The 26,217-nt window shown below is 62.6% G+C and carries 24 protein-coding genes; 13 read left to right on the top strand and 11 right to left on the bottom strand.

Annotated elements, in window-relative coordinates:
• Window positions 1-33: 33 nt before the first annotated feature.
• Complete coding sequence (gene ndk, locus F3W81_RS03515; RefSeq protein ID WP_193082285.1) at window positions 34-456, bottom strand: nucleoside-diphosphate kinase; 423 nt, start codon at window positions 454-456, stop codon at window positions 34-36.
• Window positions 457-894: 438 nt separating this feature from the next.
• Between ndk and F3W81_RS03510 the strand changes: the two genes are divergently transcribed.
• The 3 genes from F3W81_RS03510 (at window position 895) to F3W81_RS03500 (ending at window position 4,093) form a co-directional block, all read left to right on the top strand.
• The gene (locus F3W81_RS03510) at window positions 895-2,754 is read left to right on the top strand and encodes an ABC-F family ATP-binding cassette domain-containing protein (RefSeq protein ID WP_193082284.1); all 1,860 of its coding nucleotides are present in this window, start codon (window positions 895-897) and stop codon (window positions 2,752-2,754) included.
• 64 nt (window positions 2,755-2,818) lie between these two features.
• Window positions 2,819-3,436 (top strand): MarC family protein, encoded by a 618-nt coding sequence (locus tag F3W81_RS03505; protein WP_193082283.1) that lies wholly within the window; start codon window positions 2,819-2,821, stop codon window positions 3,434-3,436.
• A gap of 75 nt (window positions 3,437-3,511) precedes the next feature.
• Window positions 3,512-4,093 (top strand): retropepsin-like aspartic protease family protein, encoded by a 582-nt coding sequence (locus tag F3W81_RS03500; protein WP_193082282.1) that lies wholly within the window; start codon window positions 3,512-3,514, stop codon window positions 4,091-4,093.
• 26 nt (window positions 4,094-4,119) lie between these two features.
• On the opposite strand, the gene ntrX is transcribed toward F3W81_RS03500, so the two are convergent.
• The 5 genes from ntrX to dusB all read right to left on the bottom strand — a co-directional run bounded on the left by ntrX (window position 4,120) and on the right by dusB (window position 11,447).
• A complete protein-coding gene (ntrX, locus tag F3W81_RS03495) occupies window positions 4,120-5,547 on the bottom strand; it encodes a nitrogen assimilation response regulator NtrX (protein ID WP_193082281.1) in 1,428 nt (475 codons plus the stop codon).
• 7 nt (window positions 5,548-5,554) lie between these two features.
• Window positions 5,555-7,831: a sensor histidine kinase NtrY-like gene (locus F3W81_RS03490; protein WP_193082280.1), complete on the bottom strand. Its 2,277-nt coding sequence runs from the start codon at window positions 7,829-7,831 to the stop codon at window positions 5,555-5,557.
• Window positions 7,832-7,930: 99 nt separating this feature from the next.
• Window positions 7,931-9,304, bottom strand: coding sequence for a response regulator (locus F3W81_RS03485; protein ID WP_193082279.1), 1,374 nt, complete (start codon window positions 9,302-9,304; stop codon window positions 7,931-7,933).
• On the bottom strand, window positions 9,304-10,419 hold the full coding sequence (locus tag F3W81_RS03480) for a two-component system sensor histidine kinase NtrB (RefSeq protein WP_407692472.1): 1,116 nt from the start codon (window positions 10,417-10,419) through the stop codon (window positions 9,304-9,306). The genes F3W81_RS03485 and F3W81_RS03480 overlap by 1 nt, the downstream gene beginning before the upstream one ends.
• Before the next feature lie 17 nt (window positions 10,420-10,436).
• Entirely contained in the window at window positions 10,437-11,447 is a 1,011-nt protein-coding gene (gene dusB, locus F3W81_RS03475) for a tRNA dihydrouridine synthase DusB (protein ID WP_193082278.1), read from the bottom strand.
• Window positions 11,448-11,633: 186 nt separating this feature from the next.
• Here dusB and F3W81_RS03470 point away from each other — a divergent pair, with 186 nt between their 5' ends.
• From F3W81_RS03470 to F3W81_RS03460, 3 genes are read left to right on the top strand one after another with little or no spacing between them, the layout of a single operon-like run.
• Window positions 11,634-12,773 (top strand): bifunctional 2-C-methyl-D-erythritol 4-phosphate cytidylyltransferase/2-C-methyl-D-erythritol 2,4-cyclodiphosphate synthase, encoded by a 1,140-nt coding sequence (locus F3W81_RS03470; protein WP_193082277.1) that lies wholly within the window; start codon window positions 11,634-11,636, stop codon window positions 12,771-12,773.
• Window positions 12,770-13,264, top strand: coding sequence for a phosphatidylglycerophosphatase A family protein (locus tag F3W81_RS03465; RefSeq protein WP_193082276.1), 495 nt, complete (start codon window positions 12,770-12,772; stop codon window positions 13,262-13,264). The genes F3W81_RS03470 and F3W81_RS03465 overlap by 4 nt, the downstream gene beginning before the upstream one ends.
• A complete protein-coding gene (locus tag F3W81_RS03460) occupies window positions 13,261-13,770 on the top strand; it encodes a CinA family protein (RefSeq protein ID WP_226941834.1) in 510 nt (169 codons plus the stop codon). The genes F3W81_RS03465 and F3W81_RS03460 overlap by 4 nt, the downstream gene beginning before the upstream one ends.
• A 7-nt stretch (window positions 13,771-13,777) precedes the next feature.
• Here the strand turns inward: F3W81_RS03460 and F3W81_RS03455 are convergent, their stop codons facing one another.
• Complete coding sequence (locus F3W81_RS03455; protein WP_193082275.1) at window positions 13,778-14,221, bottom strand: type II toxin-antitoxin system RatA family toxin; 444 nt, start codon at window positions 14,219-14,221, stop codon at window positions 13,778-13,780.
• A gap of 81 nt (window positions 14,222-14,302) precedes the next feature.
• Between F3W81_RS03455 and hpt the strand changes: the two genes are divergently transcribed.
• Window positions 14,303-14,845 (top strand): hypoxanthine phosphoribosyltransferase, encoded by a 543-nt coding sequence (gene hpt / locus F3W81_RS03450; RefSeq protein ID WP_193082274.1) that lies wholly within the window; start codon window positions 14,303-14,305, stop codon window positions 14,843-14,845.
• A gap of 306 nt (window positions 14,846-15,151) precedes the next feature.
• Window positions 15,152-16,048 carry a c-type cytochrome gene (locus F3W81_RS03445; protein ID WP_226941833.1) on the top strand — a complete coding sequence of 299 codons (897 nt, stop codon included), beginning with the start codon at window positions 15,152-15,154 and terminating at the stop codon, window positions 16,046-16,048.
• A 75-nt stretch (window positions 16,049-16,123) separates the two neighbouring features.
• Here the strand turns inward: F3W81_RS03445 and lipA are convergent, their stop codons facing one another.
• Window positions 16,124-17,074 carry a lipoyl synthase gene (gene lipA / locus F3W81_RS03440; RefSeq protein WP_193082272.1) on the bottom strand — a complete coding sequence of 317 codons (951 nt, stop codon included), beginning with the start codon at window positions 17,072-17,074 and terminating at the stop codon, window positions 16,124-16,126.
• Window positions 17,075-17,333: 259 nt separating this feature from the next.
• Between lipA and F3W81_RS03435 the strand changes: the two genes are divergently transcribed.
• Entirely contained in the window at window positions 17,334-17,879 is a 546-nt protein-coding gene (locus tag F3W81_RS03435) for a peroxiredoxin (RefSeq protein WP_193082271.1), read from the top strand.
• A 195-nt stretch (window positions 17,880-18,074) separates the two neighbouring features.
• On the opposite strand, the gene F3W81_RS03430 is transcribed toward F3W81_RS03435, so the two are convergent.
• Window positions 18,075-18,995: a hydrogen peroxide-inducible genes activator gene (locus tag F3W81_RS03430; protein WP_193082270.1), complete on the bottom strand. Its 921-nt coding sequence runs from the start codon at window positions 18,993-18,995 to the stop codon at window positions 18,075-18,077.
• Between the two features lie 94 nt (window positions 18,996-19,089).
• Here F3W81_RS03430 and F3W81_RS03425 point away from each other — a divergent pair, with 94 nt between their 5' ends.
• Window positions 19,090-20,586, top strand: a complete 1,497-nt coding sequence (locus F3W81_RS03425; protein WP_193082269.1) for a catalase — start codon at window positions 19,090-19,092, stop codon at window positions 20,584-20,586.
• Between the two features lie 237 nt (window positions 20,587-20,823).
• Here the strand turns inward: F3W81_RS03425 and F3W81_RS03420 are convergent, their stop codons facing one another.
• Window positions 20,824-21,906: a DUF6456 domain-containing protein gene (locus F3W81_RS03420; protein WP_193083597.1), complete on the bottom strand. Its 1,083-nt coding sequence runs from the start codon at window positions 21,904-21,906 to the stop codon at window positions 20,824-20,826.
• A 336-nt stretch (window positions 21,907-22,242) separates the two neighbouring features.
• Here F3W81_RS03420 and F3W81_RS03415 point away from each other — a divergent pair, with 336 nt between their 5' ends.
• Window positions 22,243-22,530 (top strand): DUF6477 family protein, encoded by a 288-nt coding sequence (locus tag F3W81_RS03415; RefSeq protein WP_193082268.1) that lies wholly within the window; start codon window positions 22,243-22,245, stop codon window positions 22,528-22,530.
• 21 nt (window positions 22,531-22,551) lie between these two features.
• On the opposite strand, the gene F3W81_RS03410 is transcribed toward F3W81_RS03415, so the two are convergent.
• Window positions 22,552-24,102, bottom strand: a complete 1,551-nt coding sequence (locus F3W81_RS03410) for a trimethylamine methyltransferase family protein (RefSeq protein WP_193082267.1) — start codon at window positions 24,100-24,102, stop codon at window positions 22,552-22,554.
• Window positions 24,103-24,317: 215 nt separating this feature from the next.
• Between F3W81_RS03410 and guaA the strand changes: the two genes are divergently transcribed.
• Complete coding sequence (guaA, locus tag F3W81_RS03405; RefSeq protein WP_193082266.1) at window positions 24,318-25,889, top strand: glutamine-hydrolyzing GMP synthase; 1,572 nt, start codon at window positions 24,318-24,320, stop codon at window positions 25,887-25,889.
• Complete coding sequence (locus F3W81_RS03400) at window positions 25,886-26,167, top strand: putative quinol monooxygenase (RefSeq protein WP_193082265.1); 282 nt, start codon at window positions 25,886-25,888, stop codon at window positions 26,165-26,167. Before guaA ends, F3W81_RS03400 begins: the two co-directional genes overlap by 4 nt.
• Window positions 26,168-26,217: the final 50 nt, after the last annotated feature.

The following is a 26,217-nucleotide window of genomic DNA, read 5'->3' as shown; positions in this document are numbered from 1 at the left end:
CTTTGTCGTGTCTCAGAGATCGGCGTGAGCGGCTCAGCCGACCAGTTCGAGACCCGAGAAGAAGTAGGCGATTTCAGCCGCTGCGGTATCGGCAGCATCCGACCCGTGTACGGAGTTTTCACCAACCGACTCGGCGAAATCGGCGCGCACGGTGCCGGGCGCTGCGTCCTTGGGGTTGGTCGCGCCCATGACTTCGCGGTTTTTCGCGATGGCGCCTTCGCCTTCCAGAACCTGAACGACAACCGGGCCGGAGGCCATGAATTCGCAGAGCTCACCGTAGAAGGGGCGCTCTTTGTGGACTTCGTAGAAGACGCCAGCCTGTGCCGGGGTCATCTGGATGCGCTTGGACGCGACGATGCGCAGGCCGGCATCTTCGAACTTGGCGGCGATCTTGCCGGTCAGGTTGCGGCGGGTGGCGTCGGGCTTGATGATCGAAAGGGTGCGTTCGAGGGCCATGGTCAAATCTCTCTCTATCGTGGGCCGCACCGAGGGTCCGGGGCAGCAGAATTATCCGCGCCCGCCTAGCATGGGGCGCACCGCTTGAAAAGCCGGGATGTGGGGGAGGCGCTGGTGCGGGGTGGCTTTTGGTGCAGGGGGCGCTGCCCCCGCCTGCGGCTCCCCCGAAGTATTTCCGGCAAGATGACGGGGAGGGTCGCGCGCCAGGGGCGGCGGCGTTGAGATCAGGTGCGGGGCCGTTAAGATGTCGCGTCGGGTAGGATCTGGCACCGTTTACATACCGCCCCGATACCGACGCGATACCGACGTCACAATTTCGGGCATCTGACCTTGTTAACCAAGCTTGGCGCAGGGATTCGAGCGGCGCGGCGTGCGGGCCGGTGGCCGTCACGCGAACGCCCGATTGACGCCCCCCTCAGCTTCGGGCAGAGAGCGTGCATGTTACGCATCCAGAACATCACCTACTCCGTCGCTGGCCGCCCTCTCATCGTTGAGGCTTCTGCCACCATTCCCGAAGGCCACAAGGTCGGTATCGTCGGTCGCAATGGCGCCGGCAAATCGACCCTGTTCAAGCTGATCAGGGGCGAAATGCCGCTTGATAACGGCGAGGTCACGCTGCCCGCAGGCGCGCGCATTGGCGGCGTTGCGCAAGAAGTGCCCGGCAACGAGGTCAGCCTGCTGAACACCGTTCTGGCCGCCGATACCGAGCGCGCATCACTACTGGAGGAGGCTGAGACAGCCCGTGATCCCAACAGGATAGCCGAGATCCAGACCCGTCTGGCCGATATCGATGCCTGGTCTGCGGAGGCGCGGGCGAGCTCGATCCTCAAGGGGCTCGGGTTCACCTATGAGGAACAGCAGCAGCCCTGCTCCGCCTTTTCGGGCGGTTGGCGGATGCGAGTGGCGCTTGCGGCCGTGCTGTTTGCCGAGCCCGACATCCTGCTGCTCGACGAGCCGACCAACTACCTCGATCTGGAAGGCGCGCTCTGGCTGGAGAGCTATCTGGTGCGCTATCCGCACACCGTGCTGATCATTTCGCACGATCGCGGCCTGCTGAACCGCGCCGTGAACCACATCATGCATCTGGATGCGAAGAAGCTGACGCTCTACGCCGGGCCCTACGACCAGTTCGTGCGTCAGCGGGCGGAAAAGCGCGCTCTGCTGGCCGCCGCTGCCAAGAAGCAGGACGCGAAACGCGAGCATCTGCAAGCCTTTGTCGACCGCTTCAAAGCCAAGGCGAGCAAAGCCAAGCAGGCCCAGTCGCGCGTCAAGATGCTGGAAAAGATGGAGAAAATTACCGCGCCCGAGGATGAGGCACGCACGGTTTTCACCTTCCCCGAGCCCGAAGAACTGTCGCCGCCGATCATCTCGGTCGAGGCGGCGTCTACCGGCTATGGCGAGACCGTCATTCTGCGCGGCATGAACCTGCGCATCGATCAGGACGACCGCATCGCCCTGCTGGGGCGCAACGGCGAGGGCAAATCGACGCTGTCGAAGATGCTCTCGGACCGTCTCGCGCTGATCGACGGCAAGATGATCCGCTCCAACAAGTTGCGCATCGGTTTCTTTGCGCAGCACCAGGTGGATGAGCTGGTCGTCAACGAAACACCGCTGCAGCACTTGCTGACGGCCCGTCCGGGCGAGCAGCAGGCGAAACTGCGCGCACGTCTGGCAGGGTTCGGCCTTGGCGCTGATCAGGCCGAGACCGAAGTGGGCCGCCTGTCAGGTGGGCAGAAGGCACGGCTGTCACTGCTGCTGGCGACGCTGGATGCGCCGCATATGCTGATCCTCGATGAACCGACCAACCACCTCGACATCGAGAGCCGCGAGGCGCTGGTCGAGGCGCTGACCGCCTATAGCGGCGCAGTGATCCTCGTCAGCCACGACATGCACCTGCTGAGCCTTGTTGCGGACCGTCTCTGGCTGGTCAAGGACGGCCATGTCACCCCCTATGAGGGGGATCTGGAATCCTATCGCCAGATGCTGCTGACGCCGGAAAAACCCAATGGTGGCAAGGACAAGACCAAGGTTGCCGAAAAGCCCAAGCGCGCCACGCGCGAGGTTCTGATGGCCCTGCGCTCGGACGTGCGCAAATGCGAAGAGCGGCTGGCCAAGCTGAACGACATGGGCGACAAGCTGTCCTCCCGCCTCGCCGATCCGGCGCTGTACGAGCAGGAAAAAGTCGGCGAACTGGCTGTCTGGAACCGCAAGTACGCCGAGGTGCGCGAAGCCACAGAGCGGGCCGAGGCCATGTGGATCGCGGCACAGGAAAAGCTGGACAAGGCACAGGCCAACTAAAGGCCGCTGCTGAATGAGCGCGGCGGGCTTGGCAACAGGCCCGCCCCCAAGGCATAGAGGACGCATGGACACAGCCTTCCTCATCACCGCATTTGTCACCCTGTTCGTGATCATCGATCCGATCGGAATGATGCCGCTGTTCATCGCCCTGACACAGGGGCAAAGCCGCCAAGAGCGCCGCGTCATCGCCGTGCGCTGCTGTGTCATCGCCTTCGGCATCCTCGCCGCCTTCACGCTGTTCGGCGAGCAGGTGCTTGGATTCGTTGGCATTTCGATGCCGGCTTTTCGGATAGCGGGCGGGCTCTTGCTGTTTCTGACGGCCCTCGACATGCTGTTTGAACGCCGCGCCAAACGGCGTGAGGATCAGAGCGATCAGGCCGAAGCCCCCGACCCGTCCGTCTTTCCCCTCGCCATTCCGCTGATTGCAGGGCCCGGAGCCATCGCCACCGTGATCCTGCTGGCGGGTCAAAACCCGGGGCTGAGCGGTCTGGCCTTGGTTCTGGCCGTTTCGGGGCTGGTTCTCGCGGTGGTTTTCGCACTGTTCCTGATGGCCGGCCCGTTGGAGAGCATCCTCGGGCGCACCGGCATCAACGTCGTGACCCGGCTGCTGGGCATGTTGCTCGCGGCGTTGTCGGTGCAATTCGTCCTTGATGGATTGAAGGCTTTCGGCTTCGCGACCTGACCCCAAGCGTCTTTCACACAATGGTTTTCAGCAAGGCCGATGACATCCGGGTTGCGCGCGCCTATATCGGCAAGCATGAGTGGGATTGATTTCGGACAACTGACCTATCTGCTGCTTCTGCTACTGGTCGTGGCAGGATACTTCTTTGTTTCCAACAGGAACCGCGTGGGTCAGATGGCGCGACACGCCCTGCTCTGGGCGCTGATCTTTGTCGGCGTCATTGCAGGCATCGGGATGTGGGACAGCGTGCGCAGCACCCTCACCCCGGCGCAGAGCCTCAGCGAAGACGGCACCCGTATCAGCATCCCGCAATCCGCCGACGGCCACTACTACGTGACGCTTGAGGTCGACGGCACAGCGCAATCCTTCCTCATCGACACGGGCGCGACGGATATCGTCCTGACGCGCGAAGCGGCAAAGCACATCGGCATCGACCCCGATGCTCTGGTCTATTCCGGCAGTGCAGGGACCGCCAATGGCATGGTGCGCACGGCGCCTGTCACCCTCGATACCGTCAGCCTCGGCCCTGTGAGCGATCGCAATGTGCGCGCCATGGTGAATGACGGAGAGCTCTTCACCCCCCTGCTCGGCATGTCCTACCTGAACCGCTACGCCAAGATCGAGATCAGCAATGGGGCAATGATCCTGGTACGTTAGATGCTCCGGCGCGGCCGCCGCCGAGATCACTCGGCAGCGGTGGTGCTTTCGTCCATCTCGTCCTCGATCCGCGCGATACGGCCCCCGGCACGGGTCATCGTCACCACGTTGAGGGATTTCAGCTTGCGGTGCAGGGCGCTGCGCTCCATCCCGACGAACTGCGCCGTCTTCGAGATATTTCCGCCAAAGCGGTTGATCTGCGTCAGCAGATATTCGCGCTCAAATGCCTCGCGGGCCTCGCGCAGCGGCAGCATCGCCAGCGAGCCCGACAGCACCACACGCCCCTCACCATCAGTATTTCGGTCGTCTTCGCTCGGCACTTCGCGCACGTCAATCTCGCCGGTGCCATCGCCGAGGATCAGGATGCGTTCGATCATGTTGCGCAGCTGGCGCACGTTGCCGGGCCAGACCATCGTCTGCATCAGCGCGGCGGCCTCCTCGGACAGGCGGCGACGCGGCAGACCCTGTGTCGCATTCAGCACGTCGATGAAGTGGTCCGCCAGCACCGGAATATCGTCGCGCCGCTCAGACAGCGAGGGGACGAAAACCGGCACCACGTTGAGACGGTGAAACAGCTCCTCGCGGAAGCGGCCGCCGAGGATTTCCTGCTCCAGATCTCGGCTGGTGGAGGACAGGACCCGCAGATCCACCCGCACCTTTTCCGCGCCGCCAACCCGCAGGAACTGCTGATCGACCAGCACCCGCAGGATCTTGGACTGAGTGCCGATCGGCATATCCGCGACTTCGTCGAAATAGATAACACCGCCGTCGGCCTGCTCCAGCAGCCCCGGCTCGATCCCGCGCTCAGGGCTTTCGCGCCCGAACAGCACTTCCTCCATCCGGTCCGCTTCGATCTGCGCGCAGGAAACCACCACGAAGGGCGCCTCGGCACGCAGAGAATTGGCGTGGACATAGCGCGCGGCGATCTCCTTGCCGCTGCCCGATGGCCCGTTGAACATCACCCGACCATTGGATTTCGTCACCTTGTCCAGCTGCGAGACCATGGCACGGAAGCCCGGCGACGCCCCGATCATCTCGGCCGCGTTGACCTCGCGCTTTTTCAGCTGTGTATTTTCACGCCGCAGACGGCTGGTTTCCATGGCGCGGCCGATGACCACCAGCAACTGGTCGATATTAAAGGGCTTTTCGATGAAGTCATAGGCGCCCTGCTTGATCGCCGCGACCGCAATTTCGATATTGCCGTGCCCGGAGATGATGATGATCGGGATTTCCGGGTTGTCCCGCTTGACCGATTTCAGGATGTCGATGCCGTCCATCTGGCTGTCCTTGAGCCAGATATCCAGGATCATCATGGCCGGAGGCTCTGCGCTGATCTGCTCCATACACTCATCTGAGTTGCCGGCCAGACGCGTGGTGTACCCTTCATCCTTCAGGATGTCTGAAATCAGGGCGCGGATATCGCGCTCATCATCCACAATCAAAATATCACTCATCTTTACCTCATAGCTTATTATGTGCGGCGACCGGCTTCAGCGACAGCCGTATCACGGCCATCGCGCCGCGGTGGGGGGAGCCGCCCGGAGAGGACGGCGCGCCTTCGAATGCAGGGGCATCATCCAGCAGCAGCGATCCGCCATGCTCCTCGATGATCTTCTTGACGATGGGCAGGCCGAGGCCGGTGCCTTTGTCGCGTGTCGTCACGTAGGGTTCAAACAGCCGGACGCGATCTTCGGGCAGCCCGATGCCATTGTCGGCGATGCGGATCACCGCCTCTGGCAGGCGCTCGGTCTCCACCACCTCAAGAGAGACATGGATCTGAGGCGACCAGCCTTCAGGTGCGCCGCGTTCGGCCAGAACTTCGGTGGCCTCGCCCGCGTTCTTGATCAGGTTGGTTAGCGCCTGACTGATCATCGTTGCGTCGACCTCTGCAGGAATGACCCCTTCGGGCACCGAGAGAGTGAATCCGACATCCGGTTGCCCGGATTGCTGCAGCAGAACCGCATCACGCAGCAGAGCGGCAAGATCCTGATCGCGCCGTTCGGGCGTTGGCATCCGTGCAAATTTCGAAAATTCATCGACGATGCGTCGCAGATCGTCCGTCTGGCGCACAATCACATCGGTCAGACTTTCCAGATCACCGCTCAGCTCCGCCTCAAGATGGCGGGAGAATTTGCGCTTGATCCGTTCGGCGGAAAGTTTGATCGGCGTCAGGGGGTTCTTGATTTCATGGGCAATACGGCGCGCCACATCCCCCCATGCGGCCATCCGTTGTGCCGTCACAAGATCGGTCACATCGTCAAAGGCCACCACGTAGCCCTCGCTGACCCCGTCTTCGTTGCGCCGGGTCGCCATACGCACCAGAAGGTTTTCCAGCAGGCCGCCCCGCGTCACCTTGACCTCTTCCTGAATGACCTGACCACCGCTGCTGCGCAGAGCCTCGAACATTGGGCCGAACTCGGGCACCGCCATGCTCAGCGACAGCGCCTGTTTTTCGCCATGCCAATCTAGCAGCCGCTCTGCCGAGCGGTTGACGAAGGTGACATGCCCCTCCGCGTCCAACCCCACCACACCCGACGTCACGGAGCTGAGAACGCTGTCGAACATACGGCGGCGCAGCTCGATATGGGCGGTGTTGTCCAGCAGCGCCTGCCGCTGCGTCTTCAGTTCCCGGGTCATCTGGTTGAAATAGCGGCTGAGCATTGCGAATTCGTCATTGCCGGCCTCCTCGTAGACCCGCACGTCCAGATCACCGGCGCCCACCTGCTGCGCGGCACTGGTCAGCCGGCCCACCGGGCGCGACAGCCGTTCCGCGAACCAAAGCCCAAGCCAGATCGCAGCCAGAATCAGGATCACGGCAAAGCCGACATAGAGCAGACCGAACTCAAAGAGCACCCTGCCCCGTTCGCTCTCAAGCTGCTGGTAGAGGCGGACGGTTTCCTGCGTATCGTCGAGCAGGTTCAGGATCTTTCCGTCGACCTGACGGCTGACATAGAGATAGCGGTCAGGAAAGCGTTTCAGCGCGACGAGCGCACGGAATTCGTTGTTGTCCCAATCCTCGATGATCGCGATGCCATTTTCGCGGGATTCAGTCATCCTGGGCAGCGAAGGCTTTTCATAATCAAAGAGATAGGAGCGATCACCACGGGCCCGGATCTCGCCAGCACCATCGATGATATAGGCCTCGCGCAGCCCGCGCTGGATCTGGGACTGGCCGGAGGTCAGCACCTGACGCAGCTCCGCATCGCCCACGAAGAAGGCCGCGTCGCGGCTCGCGTCCAGCAGATTGGCCAGCGCTGTGGCATCCTGTGTCATGTCGTTGCGGTGTTCGTTCTCATAGGCCTGCGCGGCCGCGAGCGAGCTGCCCACCACCTGTCGCACCCGATCCGAGAACCAGCCCTCAAGCCCGATGTTGATCGTCAGCGCTGCGAAAATAGCCACCGAAACCGTGGGGATCAGCGCCATAAGCGTGAACACCCCGGTCAGGCGCAAGTGCAGGCGAGAACCCGCCGACTGAGCCCGCCGCGCCGCCACCATCTTGGCCACGCGCTGCATGACCAGCGCTGCGACGACGATGATGTAGACCAGATCGGCCAACACAACGAGTCGCAGAGCAATGGCCGAACTGCCCTTGTCGAGCGGACCCAATACCAGAAATGTCGCCAGAACCAGCAGCGGACCAAGAGTCACCAGACCCAAGGTCGCCACGTTCTGTACGCGCCTTATACGCTGCAACCGCGCAAGGCGGTTCCAGTTCAATTTACGTGCCCGGGTCGCCACAGGCTCCCCCCGCCTTGATGTGGCGTCCTAAGACGCCAGCCGCCATATTTTGTGACTCGTCATGGGATGTTTCCCATCGGCCACGGTTATGTGGCGATTTTACATCAACTTGCGTCGGCGTGTCACGCGAATATCCAGATCGGTGATCTTCTTGCGCAAAGTATTGCGGTTGATCCCGAGCAGGTCGGCACATTTGGCCTGATTTCCGCCTGTCGCTTCCAGCGCGATTTCGATCAGAGGCATCTCGACCTCTTTCAGAATGCGGGTGTAGAGGCCCGGTGGCGGCAGCATGTTGCCATGCAGATCGAAGTAGCGGCGCAGGTGGCGCGCGACGGAGCCGGAGAGCTTTTCGGTATCGCTCGCCCCGCCCATCAGCGGTTCGGTCTCGGGCTGGTTGCCAAGAACGCTTTCGACTTCGACGCGGCTGATCTCATCCGTGCGCGCGGTCAGCACCAGACGGCGGATGGCGTTCTCCAGCTGGCGCACGTTGCCGGGCCAGGAGTAGGTGCGCATCATTTCCAGCGCATCTTCGGCCAGGTAGCGACGCATCGCGCCCTCACGCTCGGCACGGTGCAGGAAATGCTCGACCAGCAGCGGGATATCGTCGACGCGTTCGCGCAGCGCCGGCACGTTGATCGTGGCACCGGTGAGGCGGTAGAACAGATCCTGACGCAGATCGCCGTCCTCCATCGCGCGGTTCAGATCGGTTTGCGAGGTGGCCATGAAGCGCGGCAGCATGTCCTGCGGGCCGTCCATCATGCGCACGATGCGGGCCTGCACTTCACCGTCGATATCCGCGATCTCGTCAAACAGGATCGTGCCGCCCTTGGAGCGTGCCAGCACCCGCGCCGGTCCCTCCAGATCCTGCAAATCGCCCGCAGAAACGGCAATGAAGGGCAGATTGCGCCGGTCACTGAAATCGTGGATGGCCTTGGCGATCAGGCTTTTGCCGGTGCCGCTTTCGCCTGCGATCAGCACGGGCAGATCGGTGTTCATCACCCGGGCGACAAGGCGATAGAGGGCTTGCATGCCTGCGGTCCGTCCGACCAGAGGCAGCTCGTCGGGGCGTTCTTTCTCCTCGGTCTTGGGCTGGGAAGAGGGCGAGCGCTGGCGTTGTTCCAGAGCGCGTGCAGTTCGCTTCATCAGGTCCGGCAGATCGAAGGGCTTGGGCAGATAGTCATAGGCCTCGGCCTCGGCCGCCTGAATGGCAGTCATGATGGTGTTTTGCGCCGAGATCACGATGACCGGCAGGCCCGGGCGGTCCTGAGCGATCTTCGGCAGCATTTCCAGGCCATTGCCATCGGGCATCATGACATCAGAGATGACCACGTCACCCTTGCCCTCGCCCACCCACCGCATCAGCGTGGTCAGAGAGGAGGTGGCGTGAACCTTGCAGCCCGCGCGGGTCAGCGCCTGCGTCAGCACCGTACGGATCGTGCGGTCGTCATCAGCTACGAGAACAGTGCCGTCCATCAGTTCATCTCCTTATCGATAAGCTCTTTCGGTGCCCGCGGCAGCGAAATTCGAAAAACCGTCTTGCCCGGAACCGAGGTGACGGAAATCCATCCCTCGTGATCCGAGATAATCTTGCTGACCAGTGCCAGCCCCAGCCCGGTGCCGTTTTCACGCCCCGAGACGAAGGGATCGAAGATGTCGCCGGCGATGTCTTCGGGCAGCCCGGGGCCATCATCCTCAATCTCGATCTGCAGCGGCAGAGACTTGCCCTTGCCGTCGGCGCGGCGCAGCCGGAAACTGTGCTCAAAGTAGGTGTGCAACCTGATCCTGCCGCCTTCCGAGCCGGCCGCCTGAGCAGCGTTCTTCAGCAGGTTCAGCACGACTTGCAGCAGCTGATCCGGGTCGCCGTAGGCGAGCGGCAGCGAGGGGTCGTAATCCTCGACGATCTTCATGCTGCCACCAAAGCCCAGCAGAGCCGATCGGCGCGCGCGGTCCAGCACGTCATGCAGGTTGACCGGCTTCAGGTCCGGCATGGTTAGGTTACCGAACTGTTCGACCTGTTCCAGCAGCTTCACCACGCGCCGGCTTTCGGCCACGATCAGATCGGTCAGCTCCCGGTCCTCGGTATTGAGGTTCATCGACAGCAGTTGTGCCGCGCCGATGATCCCCGCCAAAGGGTTCTTGATTTCATGGGCCAGCATCTCGGCCATGCCGATGGCGGATTTGGCGGCGGACTTCACCGAATGGTCCTGCGTCATCCGTCCCGCCAGCTCGCGCGGCGAAATCAGGAACAGCATGAAACCGGGGCGATCCGACAAAGGCGAGATCTGCAGGTTGCAATGCAGCGGCGCGCGATCCCCAGTGCCGACATCGACGTCGTTCACGAACAGCGGCGAGGCCGTGGCGCGCGCCCGCTCAAAGGCTTCCTCGAGGGGCGAGTCGATCATCACCCGCTCCCAGACCTTCTGGCCGCGAATGGACTTGGCAGAGGTGTTCAGAAACCCCTCCGCCGCCGGGTTGATCGAGACGATGTTGTCGTCGGGGTCCAGCAGCAGCGCCGGCACCGGCAGCGAAACCCAGACCGGCGTCTCCTCGACGTCGCTGATGGCGTCCTGCAGTTTGTCCGCGTCTATTTGTGTCACCTGCGAGGTCATGCAGCAGCCGCCTTTGTCGTCTGTGAGGAAAGGAAATCGGGAGATGGCAGCAGCGCGTCTGGCAGCATGCGAAACACCTCGGCCGCATCGCCAGAGCGCAGGATCTGCCCACGCAGAGCGCCAGTGCACCCGGTATGGTCCATGTACCAGCCAAGGTGCTTGCGCGAGACGCGCTGTCCCAGATCGCGGCCGTAAAAGCTGAGCATCGCTTCGTAGTGATCACTGACCAGCGTGACGAGGGCCTCGCCGCTCGGCGCTTGGGGCACTGGCTCGCCGCGAAGTTCTGCCGCGACCTGTGCCAGCAGCCAGGGCCTGCCCTGCGCACCGCGCCCGATCATCACGCCATCCGCCCCCGACAGACGCAGGGCATCGGCCGCAGTGGCGCTGTCGGTGATGTCGCCATTGGCGATCAGCGGGATCGAGACCGCCTCTTTCACTGCGCGGATCGCGGCCCAGTCGGCGCGGCCCTTGTAGAACTGGCACCGGGTACGCCCATGAACGGTGACCATCTGCACCCCCGCGGCCTCGGCGCGGCGCGCCAGTTCGGGGGCGTTGAGGGTGTCATCATCCCAGCCAAGGCGCATTTTCAGCGTTACCGGAATGGCGACGGCGGCGACCACGGCCTCGACCAGCGTCAGCGCATGATCCAGATCGCGCATCAGCGCTGATCCGGACAGACCGCCCACGACCTTCTTGGCTGGGCAGCCCATGTTGATATCGATGATGCTCGCGCCCTGCCCCTCGACCATGCGCGCGGCCTCACCGATCCAGTAGGGATCGCGGCCGGCCAGCTGCACGGAGGTGCGTGCCGAGCTAAGGCCCAGCTCGGCGCGCTCGCGCACACCGGGTTTGGCCTGGACCATTTCCTGACTGGCCACCATCTCGGACACCACCAGATCCGCACCGAACCCCGACACGAGGTCGCGGAACGGACGATCGGTAATTCCCGCCAGAGGCGCAAGACAGACTGGCTTTGCAGCTTTATCGTTCAGTGATGAGAGGGACATGCCTAAACCTTGAGCAACAGCCTATGCGTTAGACCGAAATTGGAGGAAGAACAACAAAACCGCACCGCATTAGCTAAGAAGACCCAAACAACTGCCCGTTTTTTGGGCGCGCGCCCGGAGACCTGCCATTGCTCTCAGTGTCGCAGGGCCCTATTCGGGATAGGCAACACGAGGAGACAGTGCACGATGACAGACGCCGCGATCATTGTTGCCGCCGGGCGCGGCACCCGGGCCAAAGGACAGACCGCAAAGCAATGGCAGATGCTAGGCGGACGCCGTGTGGCGGACTGGACGATAGACGCCATTCAGCGCGCAGGGCTTTCGCCGATCATCGTGGTTTTGCACCCCGATGATATGGCAGTCAGCGGCCTTCCGAAAGAGGTGATCCGGGTTGCAGGCGGTGCATCGCGCGATGCTTCGGTACGCGCGGGCCTTGCGGAACTGGACCCTGCTGTCGTGCGCAATGTTCTGATCCACGATGTTGCCCGCCCCTGTGTGCCGCTGAGCGTCGTTGCCGCCGTGCGCGCCGCACTTGATCACTCCGAGGCCGCCGCGCCCGGGCTGGCCGTCACAGATGCGCTCTGGCGGGCCGATGATGACCACGTCTCTGGCGTGCAGTCCCGCGAGGGGTTGCTGCGCGCCCAGACCCCACAGGGCTTTCGCCTTGCCCCGCTTATCGCAGCCCATGCCGCGCATCCCGGAGGTGCCGCCGACGACGTCGAAGTTGCCCGCGCGGCAGGCATGAGCGTGCGCATCGTCGCTGGACACGAAGACAACCTGAAAATCACCCTGCCCGAGGATTTTGCCCGGGCCGAGGCGATCTTGAACCGACAACAGGACAGATCCATGGATATTCGACTAGGCAACGGCTTTGACGTGCACGCGTTCGAGCCCGGCGATGGCTGCTGGCTCTGTGGCATCAAGGTGCCGCATGACAAGGCGCTGAAGGGCCACTCGGACGCCGATGTCGGCATGCACGCGGTCACCGACGCCATCTACGGGGCGCTGGCCGAGGGCGATATCGGCCGCCATTTTCCGCCATCCGATCCGCAATGGAAGGGCGCCGAAAGCCACATCTTTCTGGCGCATGCGGTGGCGCTTGCCAAAACGAAGGGCTACCGTATCTCAAACATCGACTGCACGCTGATCTGCGAACAGCCCAAGGTCGGCCCCCACGCCAGTGCGATGCAGGCGAGGATGGCCGACATCACCGGGATGCAGGCAGACCGGATTTCGATCAAGGCCACCACCTCCGAGAAGCTGGGCTTCACGGGCAGAGAAGAAGGGATCGCGGCCATCGCCACCGCGACATTGATTAGCGCATGAAGATATCTCACCTGATCGCAACGGTTGGTGGCGTCGGCCACTTCAAGCCCGCTCCGGGCACCTGGGGCACCCTCGCCGCCCTGATTCTGGCCTGGCCGATCCATCTGATCGGCGGGCCTGTGCTGCTTGTGATCGCAACAGCGCTCGCGTTTGTCGGGGGTCTCTGGGCGACGCGGGTCGAAACGGCGGGTCTTGCCAATCACGACCCCTCCGAGATCGTGATTGACGAAGTCGTCGGCCTCTGGATCGCCTTCCTGCCTGTCTCGATCGGAGCCGCGCATGTCGGCGCAGATCTCACCGCCCTCTGGCCCGGCTGGGTCGCGGCGTTCCTCGGCTTTCGGTTGTTCGATATCTGGAAACCCGGCCCCGTCGGCTGGGCGGACCGGCGCAATGATCCGCTGGGCGTGATGCTGGACGATGTGATCGCCGGTGTGATCGCAGCCGTGTTGGTCATCGCCCTCGCCGCCTTTGCACATCTGGTGCTGATGTGAACGATGCGGCCCCCGCCTCCACCCGCCTCGACCCCTGTCTGGCACAGGCGTTGCTTGCCGCCTGTCGCGCCGCAGGGGTCTGCCTCGCCACCGCCGAGAGCTGTACTGGCGGCCTCGTCGCCGCAGCGCTGACGGATGTCGCTGGCAGTTCAGATGTGGTGCTGGGCGGGGTGGTCAGCTATTCCAACGCGGCCAAGATGGACCTGCTGGGGGTGCACTCCGACACTCTCGACGCCCATGGCGCAGTGTCCGAACCCGTCGCGCGTCAGATGGCCACCGGCGCGGCCACGCGCTTTCACGCTGAAATTGCTGTGTCCACGACGGGTATCGCGGGCCCTGGCGGATCCGAGCATAAGCCCGAAGGCCGGGTCTGCTTTGCCGTCACCACGCCCAAGGGCACGCAGTCCCAAACGGTGGAATTCGGTGCGCTCGGGCGCGAAGCGGTACGGGCCCGCAGTGTCGAGCACGCCCTGACACTGCTGCTGACGGCCGCAGAAACGCTGTGACGGGCGCTTAGCTGTAAAGCTCGGCCGCGCGGCGTTCAAAGGCGCGCACGATGCGCTGCATCGCTTCATTGAAAACGACGCCGATAATGCTGCGCAGCACGGCATTCTTGAATTCGAAGTCGACGAAAAAGTCGACCTCGCAGCCCCCTTCTACATCGCGAAACGCCCATGTGCTCTTCATATAGCGGAAGGGCCCGTCGAGGTATTCGGTGTCGATCTTCATCGCCTCGGGCCAGAGGGTGACGCGGCTGCCAAAGCGTTCGCGGAACACCTTGAAGGAGATCACCAGATCCGCCTCCATCACCTCATGATCGCCCATCGGCGTCACGTCGCGAATCCGCGCCGCTGCGCACCACGGCAGGAATTTCGGGTAAGAGCCGACGTCCGCCACCAGATCGTACATCTGCTGCGCGCCATAGGGCAGGTTCCGCGTTTCTGAATGGGTTGGCATGTCGCTCCCGAAGGCAATTGGATGTGGTCTAGCTTGGGGGCTTCATGTCATACACTGGCCGAGTATATTCAAGGGGAAAGCATGACCTCGCGTCCTTATGTCATCGACGAAATGATCTCAGCCAAGGAGATTGCTGCAAGAATAGAAGCCCTCTGCCGGGAGATCCGTAAAACCTTTCCCAGCAATGAACGGCTGGTGGTGGTCGGATTGCTGCGCGGTTCCTTCGTGTTCATTGCCGATCTTGTGCGCGAACTCAGCGACCGGGATGTCGAGGTCGATTTTCTTGAGGCCTCCTCCTACGGCAATGCCATGGAAAGCAGCCGTGAGGTGCGGATTCTCAAGGATCTGCGCGGCGAGATCGGTGGACGAAATGTTCTGGTGGTCGAAGATATCGTCGACACCGGCTATACCCTCAGCCACGTGGTGAGCCTGCTGAAATCCCGTCTTCCCAAACGGTTACAGACCATAGCTCTGCTCGACAAACCGTCCCGGCGTGAGGTGGATTTCCGCGCTGACCTGATCGGCTTCGAGATCCCGGACGAGTTCGTTGTGGGCTATGGAATCGATTATGCGCAGTGCAATCGCAACCTGCCTTTCATCGGCAAGGTCCGGTTCACCGAATGAACCCGATGTGGTTTTTGCGGGCGGTGCGATGGCTGCGCCATCCTCCGTCCCAAGGCCGCGTGATACTCGTGGTGGCCGTTGTCGTGGCTTGCCTTGCGATCTGGGGGGCGGAGAAAATGTTCGGCTTTCCCGAGGGTTTGCGCCCGAACAGTGTGCGAAACCTGAACAGGTGATCACGAATTCGTCAGGACGGGGACGGAATGCCTCTGCTACCCTATGCCTGACGCTTCGGCAAAAGGCCTGTTGCAGCTGCCGAATGCAGATAGAACATTCCAGAGATCGACTTAAGGCAGAAAGTGAGCTTCCTTGCGTAAAATACTGATATCAATATGCATTCTAATCATTGTCGGTGCTGGGTTTGCCTGGTGGATCACCGCACCGAAAACCCTGCCTGCTGACGCGATGGCGGGGATAACAGGGACCGCAGCGAAGGGGGAAACCATCTTCTACGCTGCTGGCTGCGCGTCCTGCCACGCGGCACCCGATGCGGCGGAAGATGCGATGCTTGTGCTGGCAGGCGGGCGGGCCCTGACCTCCGATTTCGGGACATTCTATGCGCCGAACATCTCGCCCGACGTCGAACATGGCATCGGCGGCTGGACCGCGCAGGATCTGGCCAATGCTATGAAACGGGGGGTCTCGCCTGACGGCCAGCACCTCTATCCGGCGTTTCCCTATACCACCTACACCCATGCCAGCCTGCAGGACATCGCAGATCTCTACGCCTTTATGCAGACTCTGCCGGCCGATGCGACGCCCAGCAAGCCCCATGAAATCGGATTTCCCTTCAACATCCGTCGCGCACTTGGCGGATGGAAGCTGTTGTTCCTGAACGACGATTGGGTACTGGACGAGGCATCCTCGGCGCAGCTGGAGCGCGGTCGTTATCTTGTTGAGGGCCTCGGACACTGTGCGGAGTGTCACACGCCGCGCAATGCCATCGGCGGACTGGATACGGCGCGCTGGCTCGGTGGTGCACCGAACCCGTCGGGCGAGGGCAGCATTCCCAATATCACCTCTGGCGGGCTGTCCTGGTCCGAATCGGAGATTGCCGAATACCTCAAGTCAGGCTTCACCCCGGACTTCGACGTCGTCGGCGGAGAGATGGCGGATGTGGTCGGTAATATCGCCCACCTCACCGATGAGGATCGTGCGGCGATTGCGGCTTATGTGAAGGCTGTTCCGGCGGTTTCAGCGAACTAGCGCATCGCTGCAGTGACAAAAAAGGCCGCGGGCACGAAGGTGCGCCGCGGCCTTTTTCATTTTAGTGACAGAACCTTAGGCCTGTCCGAGTTTCTTGAGACGGGCAGTGCGCAGCCGGGCAAAGTCATCCCCCGCATGATAGCTTGAGCGGGTCAGCGGCGTCGCTGAGACCATCAGGAAGCCCTTGCCGTAGGCAGCTTTTTCGTAGGACGCGAATTCATCGGGGTGGATGAACTTGGCCACCGCATGGTGCTTCGGCGTCGGTTGCAGGTACTGGCCGACCGTCAGGAAATCGATGTCGGCGGCGCGCATGTCGTCCATGACCTGCATCACCTGAGGACGCTCCTCCCCCAAACCGACCATGATGCCAGATTTGGTGAAGATCGTCGGGTCCAGCTCCTTCACCCGCTGCAACAGGCGCAGGGAATGGAAGTAGCGGGCACCGGGACGGACCTCGGGATAGAGGCCCGGCACGGTTTCGAGGTTGTGGTTGAAGACGTCAGGCTTCGCCTCAACAACCGTTTCCAGCACCGACGGATCACACTTCAGAAAGTCCGGCGTCAGGATCTCGATCGTGGTGTCGGGGCTGCGGTGGCGGATGGCACGGATCGTCTGGGCGAAGTGGTCGGCACCACCATCCTTGAGGTCATCGCGATCAACGGAGGTGATGACGACGTGCTTAAGCCCAAGCTTTTCAACGGCATGGGCCACACGGCCAGGTTCGAACGCATCCAGCGTCTCGGGGCGGCCGGTGGCAATGTTGCAGAAGGTGCAGCCGCGGGTACAGATGTCGCCCATGATCATCATGGTGGCGTGACCCTGGCTCCAGCACTCACCCACATTGGGACAGCCGGCTTCCTCGCAGACGGTGACCAGGCGGTTGTCGCGCATGATCTTGCGGGTCTCGGCGTATTCCTTCGAGGTGGGTGCCTTTACACGGATCCAGTCTGGCTTTTTCGGCTGGGCGTTGTCCGGACGGTGCGCCTTTTCGGGGTGACGCTGGTCGGGGATCTTCAGGTCGCGCATATCAGGGCCTTTCCTATCGGAAGTTGGCCTATCATAGCCACAGGTGAGGTGAAGGGCCAGTTCCGCATGACAGGGTTGCGTGGGGCGCAAACCCGTTATGCACCTGCAGAAAGACATGCGCCAAATTGCTGTATATAGGGGCGAAATCTGGCTTCAAGCACCAATTAACCATGCCGCAGCGCGGAAACGACCTTGCACCGTTTTTGGAACAATTCTAGAAAACCGTCGAGTCTTTTCATGAACTTTCGAGGATATAGCCATGCAAGCCGGTTCCAAGCTTCCCGACCTGACCTTCCGCACCCGCGTTCGCGACGAGAGCATCGGCGGCACGAACCCGTTCCGCTGGCAGGACATGACCACCGCCGACTATTTCGCCGGCAAGCGCGTCATCCTGTTCTCGCTGCCCGGTGCCTTCACCCCCACCTGCTCGACCTACCAGCTGCCCGGTTTCGAGAACAACTTCGAGACATTCAAAGACCTGGGGATCGAGGAAATCTATTGCATGTCGGTCAACGACAGCTTTGTGATGAACCAGTGGGCCAAAGCGCAAGGCATTGAAAACGTGAAAGTTATTCCGGACGGGTCGGGCGAATTCACCCGTCGCGTCGGTATGCTGGTGCGCAAGGATAACCTCGGCTTCGGTCTGCGTTCCTGGCGGTATGCCGCTGTCATCAATGACGGTGTTGTCGAGCAGTGGTTCGAAGAGCCCGGCATCTGCGACAACCACAGCGAAGACCCCTATGGCGAGTCGAGCCCGGAAAACCTGATCAAATACCTCGAAGGCGCCAAAGAAGCGGCGGCCTGATCTCGAGGTCGGTTTGCCCGGCGCCAAGGCGCGGCAGACCCTGAAACAGATGCGAAGGCCCGGGGATGTCTCCGGGCCTTTTTCGTTGTCGGGACCGGCTGAGCATGGGGCGGCAAAGCTCTGATATCGCCGGATTTCGATGTCGGTATCCCGTCGGTATCTGAACGGTATCCGAACGGTGCGAAATCGCTGATTTCAGTCGGGCCGTGTCGCGCCCACCAGATCGGTTCCGGCGTCCGACAGGATGGTGGCGAGGGCGCGAAACCAGCCGTCATCGGGACTGGAAGCGCGGCGCACCAGAGCGATCTGGCGCGAGGGTTCGGGCGCGGAGAAGCGGCGCAGCGACAGGCCCTGCCCTTCGCTGGCCAGCGCCAGTTCGGGCAGCAGCGTCAGGCCAAACCCCGCCGCGACGAGGCGCGACAGAGTCGCCAGAGACGAGGCGCCCATGTTGATCTGGGCGTGCCCACGCCCGCGGCCGCAGACCTCAAGCGCCTGATCGGTCAGGCAATGGCCCTCCTCAAGCAGCATCAGCTGTTCGGGGCCAATATGATCGGGACGCAGGCTCTCGCGCCGCTCGCCCAAAGCTGCCAGACGCGCGGCAGATCCGGCGAGCAGAAAGCGATCCTCAAACAGGGTGCGGCTGATCAGATCCTCGCTCGTCTCAAGCGGCAGGGCGACGACGGCCGCATCCAGACGCCCGGCGCGCAGATCCTCGATCAGGCGGGCCGTCTTGCCTTCCTGGACCTGCACGTTGAGGCCGATGTCACGCTGGCGGATCGCGGCCAGTGCGGCGGGCAGCAGATAGGGCGCAATTGTCGGGATCAGACCAAGGCGAAGTTCGCCCGACAGGCCCTTGTTCCAACGGGCAATCTCGCTCAGCACCTGCATCTCGGACAGGACCTTTTCGGCCTGCGCCAGCACCGATCGGCCAAAGGGGGTGAGCACCACATCGCGGCTGCGCCGCTCGACCAGAGGCGCGCCCAGAGTCTGCTCCATCTCGCGAATTTGAACGGAAAGCGCGGGTTGCGAGACATGCACAGCCTCCGCCGCGCGACCGAAATTGCGCTGTTGGGCAAGCGATTTAAAGTAGCTGAGCTGTCTGAGGGTCACTGCCATAAGTATAGGTTATCGAAAGTCTTAGAAACTGCAATTGGTTCTTATGGTCTTTTACCTACATACTGACTCAGCAAAGCCTTGGAGGAAGCCACTCATGACTGACCAGAAGCGACTGACGACGACAGCCGGCGCGCCGATGCCGACCAACGAACATTCCCTGACCGCAGGCAACCGCGGCCCGGTTCTGATGCAGGATTACCAGCTGATCGAAAAGCTGGCCCACCAGAACCGCGAGCGTATCCCCGAGCGTGTCGTGCATGCCAAGGGCTGGGGCGCCAAGGGCAAGCTGACGATCACCAACGATATCTCGATGTATTCGCGGGCAAAAATCTTCTCTGAGGTCGGCAAGACCACCGAAGTGCTGAGCCGTTGGTCGACCGTTGCGGGCGAGCTGGGCGCGGCGGACGCCGAACGCGATGTGCGTGGTTTTTCGTTCAAATTTTACACAGAAGAAGGCAACTGGGATATGGTTGGCAACAACACGCCCGTGTTCTTCGTGCGTGACCCCTACAAGTTCCCCGACTTCATCCGCACGCAGAAGCGTCACCCGGTGACCAACCTGCGCAGCCCCGAAGCCATGTTCGATTTCTGGGCCGCACAGCCCGAATCGGTGCATCAGGTGACGATCCTGATGTCCGACCGGGGCATTCCCACCAACCCGATGCACATGAACGGCTACGGCAGCCACACCTTCAGCACCTGGAACGCTGCGGGCGAACGCTTCTGGGTCAAGTTCCACTTCAAGGTGCAGCAGGGCCACAAGCATTATACCAACCAGGAAGCGGAAACGCTGATCGGGAAAACCCGCGAGAGCTATCAGGAAGACCTGTATAATGCGATCGACGAGGGCAACTTCCCGAAATGGAAGATGATGATTCAGGTCATGCCCGAGGAAGAAGCGGCCACCCTGCCCTTCAACCCGTTCGATGTGACCAAGGTCTGGTCGCACAAGGACTATCCGCTGATCGAAGTCGGCATGGTCGAGATGAACGAGAACCCCGAGAACTACTTCATGTACGTCGAGAATGCGGCCTACAGCCCGTCCAACGTCGTGCCGGGAATCGGCTTCAGCCCGGACAAGATGCTGCAGGGGCGGATCTTTTCCTACGCCGATGCGCACCGCTATCGTCTGGGCACGCATTATGAGCAGCTGCCGGCCAACCAGGCCAAGAATGCGGATGTGAATTTCTATCATAAAGACGGCTCGATGCGGTTCTTCCCGCCGAAAACCGGCCATGTCGACGCCTATTACGAGCCGAACCAATACGCCGAATCGGCCAAGGCAGATCCCAGCGTGGCCGAGCCTCCGCTGAAGATCGACGGCGATGCGGCCCGCTATGACCCCGCCGATCCGGATGCGGATTACGTGCAGCCCCGCGCACTTTATGCCGAGGTGATGAACGACGAGGAACGGGGGCGTCTGCATTCCAACATGGCCTCGGCGATGGGGCCGTGCTCGGACTCCGTCAAGGAGCGGTGGTACGCCGTTCTGCGCAAGGTGCACCCGGACTACGAAGCGGGCGTGCGCAAGGCCGTTGAGGATGACGTGAACGCGATCTCGGTGACTGACGATACGCCGGTCGAGGTCTGACGAAGTTCCGTCTGATGCCGAGGTGTTTTATCGACTGTTCCGGGCCAGTAGGTTCGGTGCAGTTCAGAGCCAAAGGCGGCATTGTCGCCAATTCGGAAACAAAGAAACGGCCCGCAGGGATCTTCCTGCGGGCCGTTTATTAATGAGAGCGCGGCTTTTGACGGGGACGAAGTGCAGATGGCCGGGTCAAGAGGTCGCCGGGGCAGCCGCTTCAATTTTCGTCAAATTGTCCTGATTTCAGCCCATGAGGCCGCTGTCGCGGGGCAAGGTGCTGTAGTGGCCATGCAGCCGCTGCAGGGCGATGCGCAGCACGATCTTGCCCGAGCGCGCCGACCAACCCATCTTGCGCTCTGCCGTCTCCAACCCCTCAAGGTGGCAGCAGCAGCGCAGAGCGACATCGCTGAGGCCGGGTCCGAGCTCGGCCAGAGCGGCGGCGACGCGATCACGGGCGGCCTCGGGGCCACGGGCCGTGCCCTTGCGCGCGCCGCTGCTGACACCGGCGGTCAGGAAGTGATCCCAGTTCTGGGCGACCTGAACGCCCATTTGCGACAGCTCGAAATCCTCGCGCAGACGTTCCCCGGCGCGGACGTGTTCCGGCTTGAGGAACGGCGAGCCATCGCGATCACGCCGACGGGCCAGCGCGGCGACAGGCGTGTCGTTGACAAAGCCACGGCTGCGGGGGGTGTCCTCCTCACTCTCGTCCAGTGACAGGGCGGATTGGGCGCCACGCATCTCAAAGCTCGCCATGCCTTCCGCGAAACCGCGTGCGGCATTTTCAGAGCGTGCAATCAACAGGTTGAGAGAGGTTCTTCCAGCGGGAGTAATGGTGTAGCGCGACACCCGGCCCGTGCTTTTGCAAGCGATCCAGTCCTTCAGCGCCATCGCCTCGGCAAGGTCACGGTTGATCACGTCGAGCCGATCGGGCGAGCCGTCGATGCGGTCGCGCACGACCACGGCCTTGTCCATATCCTGCGCCACAGCCAGCACGGTGCCGGGGTGCGACAGCTGGCGCAGCACCGGCAGGGCATCGCGGTTGAGGCGGGCTTCGGTGAGCGGCGGGTGGAATTCGGTCGAGCCAGTGGGTTTCATAGCGTCATGCTCCTGTTGGTTTTCCCGGCGAAGGGCAGCTTCGCCGTGCCGGCCAAACCGGCTGAGCGCGGCGTCCATCAGAGGATCATCGCGCAGGGTTTCGTACCGCCGGATCTGACGGAGCACAGTCGAGGCGTGGCAGCCCGCGTCGCGCGCCAGTTGGCGGATGGTGATGCCGTTTTCGATATGGGCGATGTAGTGGCGCACGGCCTCGGGCAGCCAGGACGGCATGTCCGCAACCTGCCCCGCCTGTCGGTCAGGCCGGGCGTCGAGTGTGTGAATCTGGTCGATCACGAGGTGGCCATGCCTTGCGCTCAGAGTTATCCCCATAGTTACTCACAGCAAACGGCGTTAAGGTTTCCGAAAGGTTAACTATTAACCCTCAGCACAACCATTGTTTCCAAATGATAAACTATTCTTGAGGGACCGTTCGCCGCGCAAAGACACACGCAACACGCGCCAGCGTTGAGTAGCGTGAGATCCTGATGGGGTCTGGGCAAGTTTCGTGGCGCTGCTGCCGGGGGATTTGCCGCTCTTTGCAACCTGGGAAACCCGAAGGAAACGACGATGCAGGATATTCAAACGATGATGGCGCAGCTGCGTCGCCCCGGCCTGTTGATCCGTGCGGCGCGGATCGCGGCTGAGGGCTATCGCCGCGAGGCACATCTGGCGGCGCTGCTGGGGGCGAGCGTGCTGCCGCGCCATGGTGCGGCGGTGATGAAGCTGTGGGAGCGTGAGGCGGAACTGGACGGTTTGCGCCGCAACCGCTCCAGCATGTATGTGCCCTCGGCCCATGTCGAGGTGCTGTCGGCGATGATCGCCGAGGCGCAACTGTTGCAGGCACAGGCGCAGTAGCGCCCGTGCCCGACAGGTCTGTCAGGCGAAAGCGTCTGGCATCTCGGCCTTGCGGCGCGCGACATAGGCGGCCAGCGCCTCGGCCTTGGCGGGGTCGAGGTAGGGCTGCTGGTAGCTGTCGAGCAGCTTTTTCACCCGCACGGCGGCAAGCGCCTGAGTGTCCCGCGCACCCTCGTCGAACCAGGTCTCGAACGGTTTGTTGTCGAGCAGGTCCGAGCGCCAGAAGGCCGTCTGGAAGTGCCGTTCGGTGTGTGAGCAGCCAAGGTAGTGGCCACCGGGGCCGACCTCGCGGATCGCGTCCATCGCCTGTGCCTCCTCGTCATGGGGCACGCCAGCGGCCATGCGGTGCAGGATACCGAGCTGATCGGCGTCCATGACGAATTTCTCGAAGGAGGAAACCAGCCCACCCTCCAGCCAGCCACAGGCGTGCAGCATGAAATTGACGCCGCCAAGCAGCGCCGCGTTCAGGGTGTTCGCCGTCTCGTAAGCCGCTTGGGCGTCAGGCAATTTCGACCCGCAGAGGCCGCCGCCGGAGCGATACGGCAGGTTCAGACGCCGCGCCAGCTGGCCCGCACCATAGAGGATCTGGCTGGCTTCTGGCGTGCCAAACGTGGGCGCACCGGAGTTCATGTCGATGGTGGTCACGAAGGCGCCGAAGATCACCGGCGCCCCGGGGCGCACAAGCTGTGAATAGGCGATCCCGGCCAGCACCTCGGCCAGCACCTGCGTCAGGGTGCCGACGACCGAAACCGGCGCCATCGCCCCGCCGACGATGAAGGGCGAGATGATGCTCGCCTGCATATTGGCGGCATAGATCTCCAACGCGCCCATCATCGTGTCGTCGAAGGTCAGCGGCGAGTTGATGTTGATCAGCGAGGTCATGACGGTGTTGTTGGTGGCAAACTCCTCTCCGAACAGGATCTTGCACATGTCGACCGAATCCTGCGCCCGGCTGGGTTCGGTGACCGAGCCCATGAAAGGTTTGTCCGACAGAGTCATATGCGCCAGCAGCATGTCGAAATGGCGCTTGTTGACGGGCACGTCCGTCGGCTCACAGACCGTACCGCCGGAGTGGTGCAGGTATTTCGACATGTAGCCGAGCTTCACGAAGCTGCGGAAATCCTCGATCGTGGCGTAGCGGCGGCCGCCGTCGAGGTCGCGCACGAAGGGCGGGCCATAGACCGGGGACAGCACCAGGCTCTTGCCGCCGATCTCGACGTTGCGCTCGGGGTTGCGGGCGTGCTGGGTGAAGCGCTCGGGTGCCGTGGCGCAAAGCTTGCGCGCCAGACCACGGGGGATGTGCACCCGTTCGCCCTGTACATCGGCACCGGCATCGCGCCAGCGCTGCAACGCCGCAGGATTGTTGGCGAAGTTGACGCCGATCTCTTCCAGAACGGTTTCCGCATTGGCCTCGATGATCTCGAGCGCCTCGGTCGAGAGCATCTCAAGGTTGGGAATGTTGCGCTCGATATAACGGGCCGAGTCGAAACTGACTGCGCTGCGGGCGGCACGGCGGGCTGCGCCGCCCCCGCCCCGGACCCGTTTGCCGCCAACTGCCGCTTCTTCTGTCATCGCACGTCCTCTTGCCCTTCGCCCGAAGCCCGAGTCGGGCCGCAGGGTTTCCCCCGTGATAGCGCGTCCATGCGCCCGCAAGACGCGCAGATTGCGGCGCGTGAGGGGGGAAAGCGACATGCAATGCGCCCCAAGCGACCGTAAACACCCCCGGCAAAGCGGCGCAGCGCGCTCTTTCTCTTGCGCCTTTGGCGCGCGCGCACTAATCGAAGCGCATGAGCCAGACATCCCATGACCGCCTCCTGATTATCGACTTTGGCAGCCAGGTAACGCAGCTGATCGCGCGTCGCCTGAGAGAGCTGAACGTCTATTGCGAAATCCACCCCTATCAGAACGTCACCGACGCCTTCCTGACCGAGTTCGCCCCCAAGGCGATCATCTTCTCGGGCGGGCCGGATTCGGTCGTGCGGGAGGGGTCGCCGCGTCCGCCAAAGGCCGCCTATGACCTCGGCGTGCCGATCCTCGGCATCTGCTATGGCCAGCAGGTCATGATGAATGACCTCGGTGGCAAGGTGGAAGCCGGCGAATCCCATACCGCTGAATTCGGGCGGGCCTATGTCACCCCGACGGAAGCGAAGATCGACTTCATGAACGGCTGGTTCCTCGGGGGACTGGGCCGCGAACAGGTCTGGATGAGCCACGGCGACCACGTCAGCCATATCGCCCCCGGCTTTGAGGTCTACGCAACCTCGCCCGGCGCGCCTTTTGCCATCACCGCCGATCTGGAACGCCGCTTTTACGCGGTGCAGTTCCACCCCGAGGTGCACCACACCCCGAACGGCAAGACCCTGTACGAAAACTTCGTCAAGGACGCGGGCTTTACCGGCGACTGGACGATGGACGCCTACCGCGAAGAAGCGATCCGCAAGATCAAGGATCAGGTCGGCGACAAGCCGGTGATCTGTGCGCTTTCGGGCGGCGTCGACAGCTCGGTCGCGGCGGCCCTGTTGCACGAAGCGATCGGCGATCAGCTGACCTGCGTCTTCGTCGACCACGGGTTGCTGCGCCTGAACGAGGCCGAGGAAGTCGTCGCGATGTTCCGCGATCACATGAACCTCAAGGTGATCCACGCGCAGGAACAAGAGCTGTTCCTGGGCCAGCTTGAGGGCGTCTCCGACCCCGAGACCAAGCGCAAGATCATTGGCCGCCTGTTCATCGAGGTGTTCCAGAAATACGCCGACCAGATCGAGGGCGCCGAGTTCCTCGCCCAGGGCACGCTCTACCCCGATGTGATTGAATCGGTGTCGTTTTCCGGTGGCCCCTCGGTCACCATCAAGAGCCACCACAACGTCGGTGGCCTGCCCGAGAAGATGGGCCTGAAGCTGGTCGAACCGCTGCGCGAACTGTTCAAGGACGAAGTCCGTGAGCTGGGCCGCGAGCTCGGCCTGCCCGCCAGCTTCATCGGCCGTCACCCCTTCCCCGGACCGGGTCTGGCGATCCGCTGCCCCGGCGAGATCACCCGCGAAAAGCTGGAGATCCTGCGCAAGGCCGACGCCGTCTATATCGACCAGATCCGCAAGCATGGTCTCTACGACGAGATCTGGCAGGCGTTCGTCGCGATCCTGCCCGTGCGCACTGTCGGCGTCATGGGCGATGGTCGCACCTATGATTTCGCCTGCGCCCTGCGCGCGGTCACCTCGGTCGATGGCATGACGGCGGACTACTACCCCTTCACCCACGAGTTTCTGGGGGAAACCGCCACGCGCATCATCAACGAGGTCAAGGGCATCAACCGTTGCACCTATGACATCACCTCGAAACCTCCGGGGACAATCGAGTGGGAATGAGTGAAACCGGTCAGGTTCGCCTGACCGGGGCCATGTCCTGCCCCGCGGATCGGCGGGCGGCTGTTCGCGCCGCCCTGCCCGAGCATATCCGTCTGACCCGCGCGGAACCCGGTTGCCTGTCCTTTGAGGTCAGCGAAGACACCCCGGGCCAGTTCGTGGTTGCGGAAGTTTTCGCCAGCCGCGCCGCTTTCGAGCAGCACCAGTCCCGCGCCGCCGCCAGTGACTGGGCCCAAATCACGCAAGGCCTGCCGCGCGATTACCGCGTCGAGGAAGGCTGAGCGCCTAATTCCCTTGCCTGTCCGCCCCCTCCTCTGCGACACAGGGGGCA

Source organism: Pseudooceanicola spongiae (assembly GCF_014899185.1).
GTDB lineage: Bacteria > Pseudomonadota > Alphaproteobacteria > Rhodobacterales > Rhodobacteraceae > Pseudooceanicola > Pseudooceanicola spongiae.
The sequence above is the reverse complement of the archived record's forward strand: the minus strand, read 5'-3'. Positions and strand labels throughout refer to the sequence as shown.

Coding starts and splice junctions, on each gene's coding strand:
- F3W81_RS03470 (WP_193082277.1), top strand. CDS start 11,634: ATGACAGACGCCGCGATCATTGTTGCCGCCGGGCGCGGCACCCGGGCC.
- F3W81_RS03435 (WP_193082271.1), top strand. CDS start 17,334: ATGCAAGCCGGTTCCAAGCTTCCCGACCTGACCTTCCGCACCCGCGTT.
- F3W81_RS03510 (WP_193082284.1), top strand. CDS start 895: ATGTTACGCATCCAGAACATCACCTACTCCGTCGCTGGCCGCCCTCTC.
- F3W81_RS03465 (WP_193082276.1), top strand. CDS start 12,770: ATGAAGATATCTCACCTGATCGCAACGGTTGGTGGCGTCGGCCACTTC.
- ndk (WP_193082285.1), bottom strand. CDS start 456: ATGGCCCTCGAACGCACCCTTTCGATCATCAAGCCCGACGCCACCCGC.
- F3W81_RS03400 (WP_193082265.1), top strand. CDS start 25,886: ATGAGTGAAACCGGTCAGGTTCGCCTGACCGGGGCCATGTCCTGCCCC.
- F3W81_RS03455 (WP_193082275.1), bottom strand. CDS start 14,221: ATGCCAACCCATTCAGAAACGCGGAACCTGCCCTATGGCGCGCAGCAG.
- F3W81_RS03485 (WP_193082279.1), bottom strand. CDS start 9,304: ATGGACGGCACTGTTCTCGTAGCTGATGACGACCGCACGATCCGTACG.
- F3W81_RS03505 (WP_193082283.1), top strand. CDS start 2,819: ATGGACACAGCCTTCCTCATCACCGCATTTGTCACCCTGTTCGTGATC.
- guaA (WP_193082266.1), top strand. CDS start 24,318: ATGAGCCAGACATCCCATGACCGCCTCCTGATTATCGACTTTGGCAGC.
- F3W81_RS03430 (WP_193082270.1), bottom strand. CDS start 18,995: ATGGCAGTGACCCTCAGACAGCTCAGCTACTTTAAATCGCTTGCCCAA.
- lipA (WP_193082272.1), bottom strand. CDS start 17,074: ATGCGCGACCTGAAGATCCCCGACCAGCGTCACCCCGAAAAGGCGCAC.
- F3W81_RS03415 (WP_193082268.1), top strand. CDS start 22,243: ATGCAGGATATTCAAACGATGATGGCGCAGCTGCGTCGCCCCGGCCTG.
- F3W81_RS03420 (WP_193083597.1), bottom strand. CDS start 21,906: ATGCCGTCCTGGCTGCCCGAGGCCGTGCGCCACTACATCGCCCATATC.
- F3W81_RS03500 (WP_193082282.1), top strand. CDS start 3,512: ATGAGTGGGATTGATTTCGGACAACTGACCTATCTGCTGCTTCTGCTA.
- ntrX (WP_193082281.1), bottom strand. CDS start 5,547: ATGAGTGATATTTTGATTGTGGATGATGAGCGCGATATCCGCGCCCTG.
- F3W81_RS03410 (WP_193082267.1), bottom strand. CDS start 24,102: ATGACAGAAGAAGCGGCAGTTGGCGGCAAACGGGTCCGGGGCGGGGGC.
- F3W81_RS03425 (WP_193082269.1), top strand. CDS start 19,090: ATGACTGACCAGAAGCGACTGACGACGACAGCCGGCGCGCCGATGCCG.
- hpt (WP_193082274.1), top strand. CDS start 14,303: ATGACCTCGCGTCCTTATGTCATCGACGAAATGATCTCAGCCAAGGAG.
- dusB (WP_193082278.1), bottom strand. CDS start 11,447: ATGTCCCTCTCATCACTGAACGATAAAGCTGCAAAGCCAGTCTGTCTT.